12 protein-coding genes are annotated in these 15,474 nt (G+C 70.6%); 9 read left to right on the top strand and 3 right to left on the bottom strand.

Annotated features, from left to right (window positions below; translation table 11 throughout):
• Together G3I65_RS40890 and G3I65_RS40885 are read right to left on the bottom strand one after the other, a co-directional pair.
• On the bottom strand, positions 1-512 hold a 512-nt coding region (locus G3I65_RS40890; RefSeq protein WP_160700836.1), incomplete at its 3' end, for an alpha/beta hydrolase fold domain-containing protein.
• A complete protein-coding gene (locus tag G3I65_RS40885) occupies positions 509-1,291 on the bottom strand; it encodes a class I SAM-dependent methyltransferase (RefSeq protein WP_160700835.1) in 783 nt (260 codons plus the stop codon). The genes G3I65_RS40885 and G3I65_RS40890, both read right to left, overlap by 4 nt.
• A 198-nt stretch (positions 1,292-1,489) precedes the next feature.
• Here G3I65_RS40885 and G3I65_RS40880 point away from each other — a divergent pair, with 198 nt between their 5' ends.
• From G3I65_RS40880 to G3I65_RS40850, 7 genes are all read left to right on the top strand, one after another.
• Positions 1,490-3,721 carry a discoidin domain-containing protein gene (locus G3I65_RS40880; protein WP_160700834.1) on the top strand — a complete coding sequence of 744 codons (2,232 nt, stop codon included), beginning with the start codon at positions 1,490-1,492 and terminating at the stop codon, positions 3,719-3,721.
• Between the two features lie 12 nt (positions 3,722-3,733).
• Entirely contained in the window at positions 3,734-5,908 is a 2,175-nt protein-coding gene (locus tag G3I65_RS40875; protein WP_203612650.1) for a discoidin domain-containing protein, read from the top strand.
• An 80-nt stretch (positions 5,909-5,988) separates the two neighbouring features.
• The gene (locus G3I65_RS40870) at positions 5,989-6,996 is read left to right on the top strand and encodes a LacI family DNA-binding transcriptional regulator (protein ID WP_086680988.1); all 1,008 of its coding nucleotides are present in this window, start codon (positions 5,989-5,991) and stop codon (positions 6,994-6,996) included.
• 289 nt (positions 6,997-7,285) lie between these two features.
• Entirely contained in the window at positions 7,286-8,662 is a 1,377-nt protein-coding gene (locus tag G3I65_RS40865; protein WP_160700833.1) for an ABC transporter substrate-binding protein, read from the top strand.
• Positions 8,640-9,605: a carbohydrate ABC transporter permease gene (locus G3I65_RS40860; RefSeq protein ID WP_160700832.1), complete on the top strand. Its 966-nt coding sequence runs from the start codon at positions 8,640-8,642 to the stop codon at positions 9,603-9,605. The genes G3I65_RS40865 and G3I65_RS40860 overlap by 23 nt, the downstream gene beginning before the upstream one ends.
• Positions 9,602-10,471, top strand: a complete 870-nt coding sequence (locus G3I65_RS40855) for a carbohydrate ABC transporter permease (protein ID WP_160700831.1) — start codon at positions 9,602-9,604, stop codon at positions 10,469-10,471. Before G3I65_RS40860 ends, G3I65_RS40855 begins: the two co-directional genes overlap by 4 nt.
• Before the next feature lie 30 nt (positions 10,472-10,501).
• The gene (locus G3I65_RS40850; RefSeq protein WP_160700830.1) at positions 10,502-12,079 is read left to right on the top strand and encodes a glycoside hydrolase family 13 protein; all 1,578 of its coding nucleotides are present in this window, start codon (positions 10,502-10,504) and stop codon (positions 12,077-12,079) included.
• Here G3I65_RS40850 and G3I65_RS40845 read toward each other — a convergent pair.
• The gene (locus G3I65_RS40845) at positions 12,076-13,410 is read right to left on the bottom strand and encodes an LVIVD repeat-containing protein (protein ID WP_160700829.1); all 1,335 of its coding nucleotides are present in this window, start codon (positions 13,408-13,410) and stop codon (positions 12,076-12,078) included. The genes G3I65_RS40850 and G3I65_RS40845 overlap by 4 nt on opposite strands.
• Positions 13,411-13,514: 104 nt before the next feature.
• Between G3I65_RS40845 and G3I65_RS40840 the strand changes: the two genes are divergently transcribed.
• Both G3I65_RS40840 and G3I65_RS40835 read left to right on the top strand, forming a co-directional pair.
• The gene (locus tag G3I65_RS40840) at positions 13,515-14,963 is read left to right on the top strand and encodes an ABC transporter substrate-binding protein (protein WP_160700828.1); all 1,449 of its coding nucleotides are present in this window, start codon (positions 13,515-13,517) and stop codon (positions 14,961-14,963) included.
• Positions 14,960-15,474: nucleotidyltransferase domain-containing protein (locus tag G3I65_RS40835; protein ID WP_160700827.1), on the top strand; the 515-nt coding region annotated here is incomplete at its 3' end. The genes G3I65_RS40840 and G3I65_RS40835, both read left to right, overlap by 4 nt.

The following is a 15,474-nucleotide window of genomic DNA, read 5'->3' as shown; positions in this document are numbered from 1 at the left end:
GACGGCCCGCCGCGGTCGCGGGCCAGCAGCGCCGTGGCCGCCGCGAGGCCGCCGCCCGCGCTGATGCCGCCGATCAGCAGCCGGCCCGGGACGTTTTCGGCAGTCCAGCGCAGACCGGTGTAGCAGTCCTCGACCGGCGCCGGGTACGGGTGCTCCGGCGCCAGCCGGTAGCCCGGCGAGACGACGGTCAGGTTCGCCTCGCCCGCCCAGTCCAGCAGGTTCGGCACGTCCGCGCCGAGGTGGCTGCCGACGATCGTGCCGCCGCCGTGGACGTAGTAGAGGACGCCCGCGCTCGACTCCGGCGCCAGCACCAGCAGCGGGACGTCCCCCGCGTGCTCCTCCGAGACGCGGTACGCCGGGTACGCGGCGGCCAGCTCCTCGACCGTCTTGTGCTCCGCGGCGTTCAGCTCGCGGCGGGCCGGGATGTCGGCCGCGGACGCCAGCGGCGGGCGCAGGGCCCGGAGCTCTTCGACGACCGGCGCCAGCTCCGGGTCGAACGGCGGCGGCGTCACGCGGTCGGGTCCGAGACGACGAGCACCAGCGAGCCGTCGAACGACGGCTGCTCGCGCAGCTTCCCGTAGCGGCGGTCCCACGTGCCGTCGTCGAGGTCGTGCTGCAGCTCCGCGGCGAAGCGGTGGTGCACACGGTCGTCGACGAAGCTCCACGCCGAGCACGACAGCCGCGCGCCCGGGTCCAGGAGCCGTTCGGGCCGCGCGTAGTAGGCCTCGTTGAAGCCGTCGGTGCAGTCGCTGGGGATCGGCACGCCGATGACCGACGTGTGCCCGCCCAGGCCGTCGGCGATGTCGTCGACCGACGGGTAGCGCCGGGCCTCGGTCTCGATCACCTCGGGCGCGTAGTCGAGCAGCCAGAACCGGCGCAGCAGCGCCGGGTCGCAGGTGAGGATCGCGACCGGGCCGCGGGTCACGCGGCGCACTTCCTTCAGCCCGGCCCAGAGGTTGTTCCACTGGTGCACGCTGAACGTGCTCATCGCGCCCTCGAACGCGCGGTCCGGGAACGGCAGCTTCTCGGCGACGGCGTCCACCGCGGGCGGCAGGCCCGGCGGCCGCTGCGCGCGCATCGACGCCGACGGCTCGACCGCGGTCACTTCCCGGTCTTCCGGCTCGTACGCCCCGGCGCCCGCGCCGACGTTGAGCACGGTCCGCGCGTCGCCCAGCGCGTCGAGGAGGTACCGGCCGATGCGCGGGTCCGGCTTGCGGTAATCCGTGTACACGCCGCCGATCGCGGCGTAGTCCGCGTCCCCTGCGCTGCCGTCGGCGCGTCGCTGGCTCATGCCCAGAAACTATCAGCGCGCCCGGTTGTCGGCGGGGTTGCTCCGCGGGGTGGAAGCGAACGTCGGGCATCCGGCGCAGTCGTCAGGATCTGTCGCAAACTTGCGTAAGTTCGTTCATCTATTGCGGATTCTTGTCCAGGATTCGTATGATCCCCGTCACAGAGGTCCCCACCTGCTGCGGAAAGGCCAGTGCCGCCCATGTCCCTCAGCTCTGTCTTCAGCGCGCCCAAAACCCGTTATGGAGCATTAGCCGCGGCGGTCGCCGCCGCCGGACTCACGATCGCCGCCGCACCGGCGGAAAGCACGGCGCTCGCGGCCGGTCGCGGCGCCACCGTCCCCTTCCTGGAACAGGAAGCCGAAACCGCCGCCACCAACGGCTCGGTCATCGGCCCCAACCGCGCCGCGGGCACCCTCGCCGGCGAAGCGTCCGGCCGGAAAGCCGTGACGCTCTCCGGCCAGGGCCAGTACGTCGAGTTCACGCTCACCGCACCGGCGAACTCGATCGACTTCCGCTACAGCGTCCCGGATTCGGTGACCGGCACGATCTCGCTGTACGTCGGCGGGACGCACGACCGGGACATCGCGCTGACGTCGAAGTGGGCCTGGTACTACGGCTCGTACCCGTTCACCAACAACCCGGGCGACGGGCACGCGCACCACTTCTACGACGAAACACGCGCGCTGCTCGGCACGTCGTACCCGGCCGGCACCAAGATCAAGCTGCAGGTCGACGCCGGCGACGTCCCGGCGACGATCGACCTCGCCGACTTCGAGCAGGTCGGCGCCGCGGCCACGCGGCCGGCCAACTCGGTGTCCGTCACCGACTACGGCGCCACCGCGGGCGACACGAGCGACGACGCGGGCGCGTTCGACTCCGCCGTGGCGGCCGCGAAGAGCCAGGGCAAGGAGGTCTGGATCCCGGCGGGCACCTTCACCCTCGGCCACCACATCACCGTCGACCAGGTGACGATCCGCGGCGCCGGGCCGTGGTACTCGGTGCTCACCGGCCCGCGCGCCGGGATCTTCGGCAAGGGCGAACCGGCCAGCTGCGGGACGCCGACGTACCCGGGCAATCCGGCCGTGCCGGGCACGAGCAGCGCGGTGAAGCTCTACGACTTCGCGATCATCGGCCAGGTCGACGCCCGCGTCGACTGCGACCAGTCGAACGCCATCGGCGGCGCGCTCGGTGGCGGCTCGGTCGTGCAGAACCTGTGGCTGCAGCACACGAAGGTCGGGCTGTGGCTCGACGGGCCGTTCGACGGGCTCACCGTGTCCGGCAACCGGATCCTCGACCAGACCGCCGACGGGCTGAACCTGCACCAGGGCATCAGCAATGCCGTGGTGACGAACAACTTCCTGCGCAACACCGGTGACGACGGCCTGGCGATGTGGTCCGAGCACGACGCCGACCACCACAACACGTTCTCCTTCAACACGGTGCTGCTGCCGATCCTCGCCAACAACATCGCGATCTACGGCGGGCACGACAACACCGTGTCCGACAACGTCGTGGCCGACAACCAGGACCAGGGCGGCGGGATCCACATCGCCAACCGGTTCAGCGCGGTGCCGCTCTCGGGCACCACGACGGTCGCCCGCAACACCGCGATCCGCACCGGCGTGCTCGACTCGAACTGGCAGTTCGGCGTCGGCGCGCTGTGGTTCGACGGCCGCGACTCGGCCATCACGGGCCGCGTCGACGTCACCGACCTCGACCTGCAGGACAACAACTACGAGGCCATCCAGTTCATCGACGGCACCACCACGGACGTGCACTTCGACGGCGTCCGGATCACCGGCGCCGGCACGTTCGCCTGGCAGCTGCAGTCGAAGCCGGCGGGTTCGGTGAAGAACGTCGTCGCGACCGGGATCGGGCGCGCGGGTGTCTACAACTGCCTGGGCCCGGACGCGCTGGCGGGCCTGGCCGACCAGGGCGGCAACTCCGGCTGGACGACGACGTTCTGCGGCTCGTGGCCGTCGCCCGTGTACGGCTCGGACAACGGCGGCACGACCACCACGCCGCCGCCGACCACCACGACCCCGACCGGGAACCTCGCGCTGCGCAAGAGCGTCAGCGCGTCCGGTTCGCAGGGTGGCTTCCCGCCGGCCAACGCGGTCGACGGCAACGCGAACTCCTATTGGGAGAGCACGAACAACGCGTTCCCGCAGTCGCTGACCGTCGACTTCGGTGCCACAGTCAGCGTTTCGCGGCTCGTGCTGAAGCTGCCTTCCTCGTGGGGCGCGCGGACGCAGACGATCTCCGTGGACGGCGTCAAGGCCGCCGCGACCTACGCGTTCGACCCGGCGTCGGCGAACACCGCGACCGTCAGCTTCCCGGCGACCTCCGCGCGCACCCTGCGCCTGACCTTCACCGGCAACACCGGCTGGCCCGCCGGGCAACTGTCCGAACTCGAAGCCTATTCGTCCTGAGAGGTGCTGACGATGTCCCGCATTCCGGCATTGCTCGCCGCCGCGCTCGCCGCGTCCGGCCTGACCGTGCTGGCCGGTGGCGCTCCCGCCGCGGCCGCGACCTGCCCCACGACGGCGTCCGGCGGCGCGAGCGCGCCGTTCCGGACCGTCGAAGCCGAGTGCTCGGCGACGAACGGCTCGGCGGTCGGTCCCGATCACACCCAGGGCAGCATCGCCTCGGAAGCGTCCGGGCGGCAGGCCGTGAAGATCACGACCGGCCAGTACGTCGAGTTCACGCTGCCCGTCGCGGCGAACTCGATCAACGTCCACTACAACCTGCCCGACGGCTCGTCCGGCCGGCTTTCGGTGTCCGTCAACGGATCCACGCTCGCGCTGCCCGTGACGTCGCGTTACACCTATGTGGACACCGGCTTCATCACGGGCTCGAAGACGCACCACTTCTTCGACGACGCGCGCCTGCTGTTCGGGCAGAACCTGGCGGCGGGCGCGAAGGTCCGGGTGCAGGCCGGTTCCGGTGACGTCGGGCAGGCCACCATCGACCTCGCGGACTTCGAGCAGGTCGGCGGCGCGGGCTCGCAGCCGGCGAACGCCCTTTCTGTCACGGACTACGGCGCCACGGCGAACGACTCCTCGGACGACACGCAGGCGTTCCGCAACGCGCTTTCGGCGGCCCGTTCGCAAGGTCGCGAAGTCTGGGTTCCGGCCGGCCGCTTCGAGATCGGCTCGGCGCTGCAGATCGACCAGACGACGGTGCGCGGCGCCGGGCCCTGGTACACCGTGTTGCACGGCAACAACATCTTCAACAACGGCAGCGCGTCCGGGAACATCAAGCTGTACGACTTCGCGGTCTTCGGCGACGTCACCGAGCGCAACGACGGCAGCCCGGACAACGCGTTCCACGGCGTCCTGGGGAACGGCTCGGTCGTGTCCGGCCTGTGGATCCAGGACACCAAGTGCGGGCTGTGGCTGATGAACGGCGCGTCGTCGAACCTGACGATCGAGAACAACCGCATCCTCGACACCCAGGCCGACGGCGTGAACTTCGACGGCGCCGTCACGAATTCGACGTTGCGGAACAACTACCTGCGCAACAACGGCGACGACGGCCTCGCGCTGTGGTCCAACGGCCAGGCCGATTCGGGCAACTCGCTGGTGAACAACACGGTCGTGCAGCCGAACCTGGCCAACGGCATCGCGCTCTACGGCGGGTCGAACAACACGGTGAGCGGCAACCTCGTCCAGGACACCAACGCACTCGGCGGCGGCTACCTGGTCGCGAACCGGTTCAACTCGGTGCCCCTGGGCGGCACGGTCACGCTGGCGGACAACACCGCGCTACGGGCCGGGGCGCTCGACCCGAACTGGCAGTTCGGCGTCGGCGCGCTGTGGTTCGACGCGCGCGACCAGGCGATCACCGGCGTGACCGTCCGCGTCACCGGGTTCACGGCGATCCAGAGCCCGTACGAAGCGATCCAGTTCATCGACGGCAACGGCGCCGGCAAGCAGATCCAGGGCATCACGCTCGACGGCGTCTCGGTGCAGGGCGCAGGCACGTTCGTGGCGCAGTCGCAGACGCAGGGGTCGGTGGCGATCAGCAACCTGACGGCGTCCGGCGTCGGCGTGACCGGGACGTACAACTGCCCGTACCCGGCGTCGATCCCCCGGATGACGTTCAGCGGGTCGGGCAACAGCGGCTGGACCGGGACCTGGGGCGACTGCTCGACGTGGCCCGCGCCGAACTCGGGCCCGCCTCAGCCGCCTCAGTCGGGCACGAACCTCGCCCGCGGGAAGGCGATCAGCGCGTCGGCGTCCGTCGGTGGCTTTCCGCCGTCGAACGCGGTGGACGGGGACGCCGGCTCGTACTGGGAGAGCGCGAACAACGCGTTCCCGCAGACGCTGACGGTGGACCTGGGCGCGGCGGCGTCGATCAACAAGGTGACGCTGCGCCTGCCGCCGTCGTCGGCGTGGGGCGCGCGGACGCAGACGGTGACGATCTCGGGCAGCACGGACGGCGCGACGTACACGACGCTGGTGGGCTCGCGCGGCTACGCGTTCGACCCGGCTTCCGGCAACACGGCGTCGGCGTCTTTCACGGCGACGTCCCAGCGTTTCGTGCGGCTGACGTTCACCGGCAACACCGGCTGGCCCGCGGGTCAGGTGTCCGAGTTCGAAGTGGCGGCCGCGTAGCCCGGGCGAGCCCGTACCGGTGGGTGACACCGGTACGGGCTTGTCATACTTTTGCGCCCGGTTGCTGTAAAGTTTCACCTATGACGCGTCGTCTTGCCGAAGTCGCCCGCCAGGTCGGGGTCAGCGAAGCCACGGTCAGCCGGGTGCTCAACGGGCGGTCCGGGGTGTCCGCCAGCACCCGCGCCGCCGTGCTCACCGCGCTGGACGTGATGGGGTACGAGCGGCCCACCCAGCTGCGCGGCGAGCGCGCCCGGCTGGTCGGGCTGGTGCTGCCCGAGCTGCAGAACCCGATCTTCCCGGCGCTGGCCGAGATCATGGGCAACGCGCTCGCCCAGCAGGGGTTCACGCCGGTGCTCTGCACGCGGACCGCGGGCGGGGTGTCCGAGGCGGAGTACGTCGAGCTGCTCCTGCAGCAGCAGGTGTCCGGCGTGGTGTTCGCCGGCGGGCTGTACGCGCAGGCGGACGCCGTCCACTCGCACTACCACCACCTCGTCGAGCGGCGGCTCCCGACGGTGCTGATCAACGCGGCGGTCGAGCACCTCGGCCTGCCGCAGGTGTCGTGCGACGACGCCGTGGCCGTCGAGCAGGTCGTCGGGCACCTGAGTTCGCTGGGGCACGAGAAGATCGGCCTGGTGCTGGGGCCGTCGGACCACGTGCCGTCGCAGCGCAAGCTGGCGGCGTTCCAGTCGTACGCGGCGAAGCTGGGGTTGCCGGTGCTGGACGAGCTGGTCGAGCACGGCATGTTCTCGATCGAGGGCGGCCACGCGGCGGCGGCGCGCCTGTACCCCCGCGGCGCGACGGCGGTGCTGTGCGCGAGCGACCTGCTGGCGCTGGGCGCGGTCCGGGCGGCGCGACGGCAGGGGTTGTCGGTGCCGGAGGACATCTCGGTGGTGGGCTACGACGACTCGGCCCTGATGAACTGCACCGACCCGCCCCTGACGACCACCCGCCAGCCGATCGAGGCCATGGGCCGCGCGGTGGTGGAGCTGCTGGTCAAGCGCATCAACGGCGGCGAGGTGGCGGCGGAGGAGCTGCTGTTCGCGCCGGAGCTGGTGGTCCGCGGCTCGACGGCCCGCCGCACCGCCTGACCCCTCCACTCGCCGCCTCCCGCCGGGTTCGGCACAGGTAGTGAATGACTCATTCATGTCGTCTGACGACATGAATGAGTCATTCACTACGCCGCCGCACCCACCGAACACCACGCCGCCACCACCCAAGAGCGCGACTGCTTCCGAGCTGTCGCGCTCTTCGGCGTGCCCGCCCGCAGCCTGTTCGTAACTTGCAACTTCTCGTCTGATTATTGCGTCGATCCGGTCCACGCCTTTATGGTGACCGCAATCACGTGACAGCCGTCGCGACCCCGAGAAGAGGCTTGAGATGAGCAGTCCCTGGTCCCGAACCGTGTCCCGCCGGATGTTGTGCCTGCTCACCGCGGGCGGCCTGGCGCTCACCCTGGCCGCCTGCGGTGACGGCGACAACGCCGCGCAGAGCGGCGGGAAGGTGAAGATCACGGTCACCGGGCAGCCGCCGACCAGCCAGCCGTTCGAACGCGGCGTGTTCGACGCCGACGTCAAGGAGTTCGAGGCGGCCCACCCGAACATCGACATCGACCCGCACGAAGGCTTCATGGACCCGAAGACCTTCTCCGCGAAGCTCGCCGGCGGGCAGCTCGAGGACGTCTACTACGTCTACTTCACCGACCCCGCGCAGATCATCGCGCGCCACCAGGCCGCCGACATCACGGAAGCCGCGAAGAGCGTCCCGCACGTCAACGACATCAAGCCGGAACTGCTCGACAACTTCCGGGACGCGAACGGCAAGCTCTACGGCCTGCCGACGATGAACTACACGATGGGCCTCGTCTACAGCAAGCCGCTGTTCCAGAAGGCCGGCCTCGACCCGAACAAGCCGCCGCAGACGTGGGACGAGGTCCGCGAAGCCGCGAAGAAGATCTCCGCGCTGGGCAACGGCGTCGTCGGGTACGCCGACTACAGCAAGAACAACCAGGGCGGCTGGCACCTGACCGGCTGGCTGTACTCGATGGGCGGCGACATCGCCCGCAAGGACGGCGACAAGTGGGTCGCCGACTTCAACAACGACAAGGGCAAGAAGGCCCTCCAGTACCTGCACGACATGCGCTGGACCGACAACTCGATGGGCGCCAAGCAGCTCCTCGAAGCCACCGACGTGCAGCGCATGATGGGCTCCGGCCAGCTCGGCATGTACATGGCCGCCCCGGACAACGTCCCGGTGCTGGTCAAGCAGTTCAACGGCAAGTACGAGGACTACGGCATCGCGGGCATGCCCGGCGGCGAGGGCACCCTCCTCGGCGGCGAGGGCTACATGGTGAACCCGAAGGCGTCGCCCGAAAAGATCAAGGCCGGCCTCGAGTGGATCCAGTGGAAGTACCTGAACCCGGACCGCTTCGAGAAGCACATCCAGCAGTACGTCGACGGCAAGCAGCCGGTCGGCCTGCCCGCCGAGCCGACCCCCGACGTCTGGACCGGCGCGGTCCGCGAGCAGCAGCTGGCGCTGAAGGCCAAGTACGCCAACGTTCCCGCGCGGAACTTCCAGTCCTACGTGGACACCACCAGCAAGATCAAGGGCAGCATCGAGCCGCCGAACGCGCAGCAGATCTACGCCGCGCTCGACAGCGTGATGCAGGCCGTGCTGACCGACCAGAACGCGAACATCGACCAGCAGCTCTCGTCCGCCGAGTCGAAGGTCAACAGTGTCCTCGCCCAGGTCAAGTAGCCTCCTCGCCTGGCCCGCGGCGAAACCGTCGCGGGCCGGGCGCCCGGCTGCCACGAGAGAAAACACGAAACTCCGCCGCAAGCTCAAGGAAAACCTCACCGCGTACGGCCTGCTGTGCGCCGCCCTGGTGGTCTTCGCGCTGTTCTCCTGGTACCCGATCGTGCGCGGCGTGCTGCTGAGCTTCCAGCAGGTCGACTTCGTCAACGCGCCGACGTGGGTCGGGTTCGACAACTTCGCGAAGCTGTTCGAGGACCCGCTGTTCGGCGTCGCCTGGCGCAACACGCTGCTGTTCACCGGGCTGGCGCTGGTCTTCGGGTTCGCCGTCCCGTTCCTGACCGCGGTGCTGCTCAACGAGATCCGGCACGCGAAGGCGTTCTTCCGGCTCGCCGTCTACCTGCCGGTGATGCTGCCGCCGGTGGTCACGGCGCTGATGTGGAAGTGGTTCTACGACCCGGGTCCCGGCCTGTTCAACTCCGCGCTCGGCTCGGCCGGCCTGCCCGGCGGCCAGTGGCTGGATTCGAGCACGACGGCGATGCTGTCCCTGGTCTTCGTCTCGACGTGGGCCAACATGGGCAGCACGACGCTGATCTACCTGGCCGCGCTCGGCACGATCCCCGGCGAGCTCTACGAAGCCGCGGAACTCGACGGCGCCGGGCTGTGGAAACGCCTGCGGCACGTGACTTTCCCGCAGACGCGGTTCGTCCTGCTGGTGCTCCTGCTGCTGCAGATCGTCGCGACCATGCAGGTGTTCACCGAGCCGTACGTGATGACCGGCGGCGGGCCGGACGACTCGACGGTCACGGTCCTCCTGCTCCTGTACCGCTACGCCTTCGTCTACAACGACTTCGGCTCGGCGAGCGCGATGAGCCTGCTGCTGTTCGTGGCGCTGGGCGTGTTCTCGGCGTGGTACGTCCGGCTGACACGGAAGGCGGACCAGTCATGAGGACTCTCGTTTCGCCCAGCGCGCTGCGCAGCCCACGCGGCAAAGTCGTCTACGGCGTGGTCTTCGCTTGCACGCTGGCGATCTTCATCCTCGCCTTCATGTTCCCGCTCTACTGGGCCGTCACAGGCGCGATGAAGTCGCCGCAGGAACTGGCCGCGACACCGGCGACGCTCGTCCCGCACGAGTGGCACCCGGAAACCTTCGGCGACGCGTGGAGCCAGCTGAGCCTGGGCAAGTACTTCCTCAACACGCTCGTCGTCGCCGGCGGCGCGTGGCTGGCGCAGCTGGCCATCGACGTCCCGGCCGCGTTCGCGCTGTCGAAGCTGCGCCCGAAGTTCGGCAACGTCGTGCTCGGGCTGATGCTGGCGACCCTGATGCTGCCGGCCACGGCGCTGCTCGTCCCGACATACGTCACGGTGACGGACCTGCCGCTGCTGCACCTGAACCTGATCAACTCGCCGACGGCGGTCTGGCTGCCCGCGGCGGCGAACGCGTTCAACATCTACCTGCTGAAGCGCTTCTTCGACCAGATCCCCGACGAGCTCATCGAAGCGGCGCGCATCGACGGCGCCGGGCCGGTGCGCACGCTCTGGCGGATCATCCTGCCGATCTCGCGGCCGATCCTGGCCGTGGTCTCGATCCTCGCGGTCGTCACCGCGTGGAAGGACTTCATCTGGCCGCTGCTGGTGTTCCCGGACACCGAAAAGCAGACGCTCTCGGTGATGCTGCAACGGGTGGCTATCGACATGCCGCTCAACGTGCTCGTCGCCGGGATGGTGCTGGCCAGCCTGCCGATGGTGGCGCTGTTCCTGGCGTTCCAGCGGCAGATCCTCGCCGGGCTGACCGCCGGCTCCATCAAGGGCTGAACTCCCAATCGACTCAGGAGGGGCACTTTCGTGACCGACAAGACCGGCTGGTGGCGGAGCGCGGCCATCTACCAGATCTACATCCGCAGCTTCGCGGACGGCAACGGCGACGGCATCGGCGACCTCGCCGGCGTCCGCGCCCGGCTGGACCACCTGGCCGACCTGGGGATCGACGCGATCTGGTTCACGCCGTGGTACCCGTCGCCGATGGACGACGGCGGCTACGACGTCGCCGACTTCCGCGACATCGAGCCGTTGTTCGGCACGCTCGGCGAGGCCGAAGAGCTGATCGCCGAGGCGCACGCCCGCGGCATCCGGGTGATCATCGACATCGTGCCCAACCACGCCTCCGACGAGCACCGGTGGTTCCGGGCCGCGCTGGCGGCGGGCCCGGGATCGCCGGAGCGGCAACGGTTCTGGTTCCGCCCCGGCCGCGGCCCGGACGGGTCCGAACCGCCGAACAACTGGAAGTCGCGCTTCGGCGGCTCCGCGTGGACGCGCGTCGAAGACGGCGAGTGGTACCTGCACCTCTACAGCTCGCGCCAGCCCGACTTCAACTGGGACAACCCGGAGATCCGCGCGGAGTTCGAGGACGTGCTGCGGTTCTGGTTCGACCGCGGCGTCGACGGCTTCCGCATCGACGTCGCCGACGGGCTGGTCAAGGACCCGCGCCTGCCCGACGTCGAAGAGGGCGACGAGACGCCGTTCTCCGACCAGGAAGGCCTGCACGAGATCTACCGCTCGTGGCGCAAGATCGTCGACAGCTACCCGGGCGAGCGGGTGCTGGTCGGCGAGATGTGGCTGCCGGACATGTCCCGCGCCGCGCGCTACCTGCGCCGCGACGAGCTGCACTCGGCGTTCAACTTCGACTTCCTGGTCTGCCCGTGGGACAGCAAGCGCTTCCGCGACGTCATCGACCGGACGCTGAAGGCGCACGACGAGGTCGGCGCGCCGGCGGCGTGGGTGCTGTCGAACCACGACGTCACCCGGCACGTCACGCGCTACGGCCGCGAGGGCGACACGGGCTTTTCGTTCGCCAACCGGCTGCACGAGCTGCCGGTGGACCTCGAGCTGGGCACCCGGCGGGCCCGGGCGGCGGCACTGCTGACGCTGGCCCTGCCCGGCGGGCTGTACGTCTACCAGGGCGAGGAGCTGGGCCTCTGGGAGGTCCTGGACATCCCCGACGAGCTGCGCCAGGACCCGGTGTGGGCGCGCACGAACGGCGCCGACCCCGGCCGCGACGGCTGCCGCGTCCCGATCCCGTGGTCGGGCGCTTCGGCACCGTTCGGGTTCGGCCCGGGCGGCACGTGGCTCCCCCAGCCGGCTGCCTGGCAGGACTACACGGCGGAAGCTGAGGCGGCGGACCCGGCGTCGATGCTGTCGTTGTACCGGGAAGGCCTGCGCCTGCGGCGGGACCTCCCCACTGGCCCGCTGGAGTGGCTCGACCTCGGTGACGGGGTGCTGGCGTTCCGGATCGGCACGGAGTTCACGTTCGCGCTGAACTTCTCGGACTCCCCGATCCCGCTCCCCGCCGGGGAGATCCTGCTGGCCAGCGGGCCGGCCGGCGGCGAACTGCCGGCCGACACCGCTGTCTGGCTGAAGTCCTAGGAGGTCAGCTGCAGGACGTCTACGCCGCGGGCGTTGTCCGCGACGTAGACGTACTTGCCGTGCCAGTACGGGGCCCACGCGCTCGCGTCGCCCGGCCGGTAGTACGCGATCTGCCGCGGGTTCGTCGGGTCGCTGACGTCGAGGAACCGCGTGCCCTGCGCGTAGAACGACTGCACCAGGATCTTGCCGCGGACGTCGAAGTAGTGCGCGGAGCAGTCGTCCGACGCCGGGTCGCTGCCCTCCTGGCCGTTCACGCTCCAGGTGCCGATGCTCTCGAGGCGGAACGGCTGGGAAGGCGTCGAGCGCCAGCCTTCGCCGTTGTACGAACCCTTCAGCGACGAGATCGTCAGGACGCCGTCGCCCGCGCAGCCGTCGACGAAGTTCTCCTCCGTCGCGTAGATCAGGTCCTGGCCGCGCCAGGCGCCGTCGCCGACGCGGTGGCCCGCCGGGTGGAAGCTGTTGTGCATGAACCTCGACGGCGCCGCCGTCTCGGCGATGCCGCCGCCGGCGTACGGGATCGGCTCGTGCGCCGTGGCGCGGCGGACCTTCCCGGCGACCGGGTCGCGGTGGATCCCGGAGGTCCAGTAGCCGCGCACGCCGCCGCGGCCGGACACCCAGGCCACGCCGTTGTCGTCGACCTGGACGTCGTGCACGTAGTCGGTCTTGCCGTCGTTGCGGGCCAGCTCGATCGGCTCCGGGTTGACCTTCGGGTGCTTCGGGTCGCGGATGTCGGTGACCCAGATCGGGCGGCCGCCCCAGTCGGCGGGCTGGTCGTCGGCCTTCGCCGGGCCGCCGGTCCACAGGTAGCGGCAGCCGTCGACGCAGCTGGTGGTGTGGCCGGCGGGCACCTTGACGTAGCTGAGGATCGCCGGGGCTTCGGGCTTCGAGACGTCGACGACGTAGATGCCGGACTCGCCGGTGTGCGTGGTGCCGCCGTACGCGCGCGGGTCGCGGGAGAGGAACACCAGCTTGCGGTCCTGGTCGACCTCGGTGTCCTCGGTCTCCCACAGGCCCGGCAGGCTGACCTGGCCGACCAGCTTCGGCGCGGCCGGGTCCTTCGTCAGGTCGTAGACCTTCAGCCCGAACTCGCCGGACACGACCATGACGTCGCGGCGGCCGTAGTCGAGGAAGTTGATCGAGATGGCGCCGGCGGCGTCGGGGACGCTGCCGACGGACTTGACGTTTTTGATCGCTCCCGGGTCGCCCAGCGTGCGGGCGGCGGGGGTGGCGGGTTTGTCGTCCTCGCCGCAGGCGGCGGCCGGGAGCCCGGTCGCGACCAGCGTGGCGCTGACGGTGACGGCGGCGAAGCACGACCGCAACCAGGTGCGCACGCGAAACCTCCCAGAACGCTCGAAGCGTGACCACGGGAACGGTACGACGGAGATCAACCGGACACAACCGTCTTTTGTTGGCTCTTGACTGGTAGGACTGGCGCATGCGCTTGCTCGTCCTGCTCGCCGTCCTCGCCCTCGCCGTCACGGGCTGTTCCGACTCCGACGCGGCCCGTCCCGGCGTGCTGTCCGTCGGCATCCGGGAGCCCGCGACGCTGCTGCCCGCCGACCTCGCCGACCAGGCGGGCCGGCTGGTGACCGGCGCGCTGTGGACCCCGCTCGCCGACTACGACGCGGCGTCCGGCAAGGTCACGCCGCGCGCGGCCGAGTCGATCGCAAGCACCGACCGGGTGCACTGGACGGTCAAGCTGCGGCCCGCGACCTTCCACGACGGCACCCCGGTGACCGCCCGGTCCTATGTGGACACCTGGGCGGCGATCGCCGCGGCGCACTGGGTTTCGTCGCCGGTGCTGACGAAGCTCCTGCGCGCCCGCGAGATCACCGCGCCCGCGCCGGACACCATCGCGCTGACGCTCGACCGCCCGTCCGGCCAGGTCCCCGCCCTGCTCGCGGCGCCGGGCCTGGTGCCGCTGCCGGCGTCGGTGCTCACCTCGCATGACTGGAACGGCTTCGCCAAGGCGCCGGTCGGCAACGGCCCGTACCGCCTGGACGGCGGCTGGCACCCGGGCTCCGGCGGCACGCTCAAGCGCGTCGGTGCCGGGAAGGCGGAAGAGATCGAGCTGCGCGTCGGCGAGCCGGGCGCCCAGTACGACGCGGTCAAGGCGGGCACCCTCGACCTCGCGACCGAGGTGCCCGGTGAGCAGCACGAAGCCATGCACACCGACTTCGCCGCCGACCGCCACGCGTCGTGGGCGCTGCCGCAGGCGGGCTACCTGGCGTTCCCGGTGGCGAACCCGCGGTTCTCCGACGCGACGGTCCGCCACGGCTTCGCGCTGGGCGTGGACCGCGCGGCACTGGAAGCGGGCCCGCTCGCGCACCAGGTCGACCCGGCCAAGGCCCTGCTGCCCCCGGCGGACGCCCCGGGCGAGCGCACCGGCACGTGCCGCCCCTGCAGCTTCGACGCGGCGGCGGGCAAGGCACTCCTGAAGCAGGCGGCCTTCCCGGGCGGTGCGACCGTCTACTTCGGACCCGGCGCCGAGGCGTGGACCCGGACGCTGGTGGTCGGGCTCCACAAAGCACTGGACGTTTCCGTGACGGCGCAAGCGTCTCCGAACACCGGCCCGCTCGACGGACCATCCACGGTGGACGTCAAGCTGGCGACGGCGAGCCCGTACGAGCTGCTGTCGACGCTGGCCTCGGAGTCGGGGTACGCCGACGAGGTCTTCCGCCAGAACCTGGCGCTGGCCGACGCCGCGGCGACCCCGGAGGAGGCGGGCGAGCTGTACCGGCTGGCGGAGAACCAGCTGCTGCGCGACCTCCCGGTGGCCCCGCTGTGGTCGGGCCACGGCCACGCGGTCTGGTCGGCGCGCGTCCACGACGTGGCGACGACGCCGTTCACCGGCCCGGTGCTGACCGGGATCGCGGTCTCGTGACCTGGGACCCGGCCACGCCTGCCGAAGTGGCGGCGCTGTTCTCGCGGGTCACGGTGCCGTGGTGGATCGCGGGCGGCTACGCGATCGAATTCGCCGTGGGGCGGGAGTTCCGCGAGCACGCCGACGTCGACGTCCTGTTCCTGAGGCGCGACCAGGCGGCGGTGCAGGCGGCGCTGCCGGCGTGGGAGTGGTGGGCGGCCGACCCACCCGGCACGCTGCGGCCGTGGCGCCCCGGCGAGGTCCTGCCGCGCGGGGTCGACGACGTCTGGTGCCGCCCGGGTCCGACGGCGCCGTGGCGGATCCAGATCATGCTCGACGAGACCGAGGGTGAGGAGTGGGTCTCCCGCCGCGACCCCGCGGTACGGCGGCCGGTTTCCGAACTGGGTTCCGTCACGACGGGCGGGATCCCTTACCTGGCCCCGGAAGTGCAGCTGTTCGTGAAGTCCCGGGGGATCCGGCCGAAGGACGAGCAGGACTTCGCCGCGGCGTTGCCGGTGCTCGACGCGGCTTA

Origin of the sequence: Amycolatopsis sp. SID8362 (assembly GCF_010550475.1) — a bacterium.
Lineage (GTDB): Bacteria > Actinomycetota > Actinomycetes > Mycobacteriales > Pseudonocardiaceae > Amycolatopsis > Amycolatopsis eburnea.
The sequence above is the reverse complement of the archived record's forward strand: the minus strand, read 5'-3'. Positions and strand labels throughout refer to the sequence as shown.

Bases quoted from the DNA above. Each gene is read 5' to 3' on its own strand.
- G3I65_RS40885 (WP_160700835.1), bottom strand. From the start codon at position 1,291: ATGAGCCAGCGACGCGCCGACGGCAGCGCAGGGGACGCGGACTACGCC.
- G3I65_RS40880 (WP_160700834.1), top strand. From the start codon at position 1,490: ATGTCCCTCAGCTCTGTCTTCAGCGCGCCCAAAACCCGTTATGGAGCA.
- G3I65_RS40875 (WP_203612650.1), top strand. From the start codon at position 3,734: ATGTCCCGCATTCCGGCATTGCTCGCCGCCGCGCTCGCCGCGTCCGGC.
- G3I65_RS40870 (WP_086680988.1), top strand. From the start codon at position 5,989: ATGACGCGTCGTCTTGCCGAAGTCGCCCGCCAGGTCGGGGTCAGCGAA.
- G3I65_RS40865 (WP_160700833.1), top strand. From the start codon at position 7,286: ATGAGCAGTCCCTGGTCCCGAACCGTGTCCCGCCGGATGTTGTGCCTG.
- G3I65_RS40855 (WP_160700831.1), top strand. From the start codon at position 9,602: ATGAGGACTCTCGTTTCGCCCAGCGCGCTGCGCAGCCCACGCGGCAAA.
- G3I65_RS40840 (WP_160700828.1), top strand. From the start codon at position 13,515: ATGCGCTTGCTCGTCCTGCTCGCCGTCCTCGCCCTCGCCGTCACGGGC.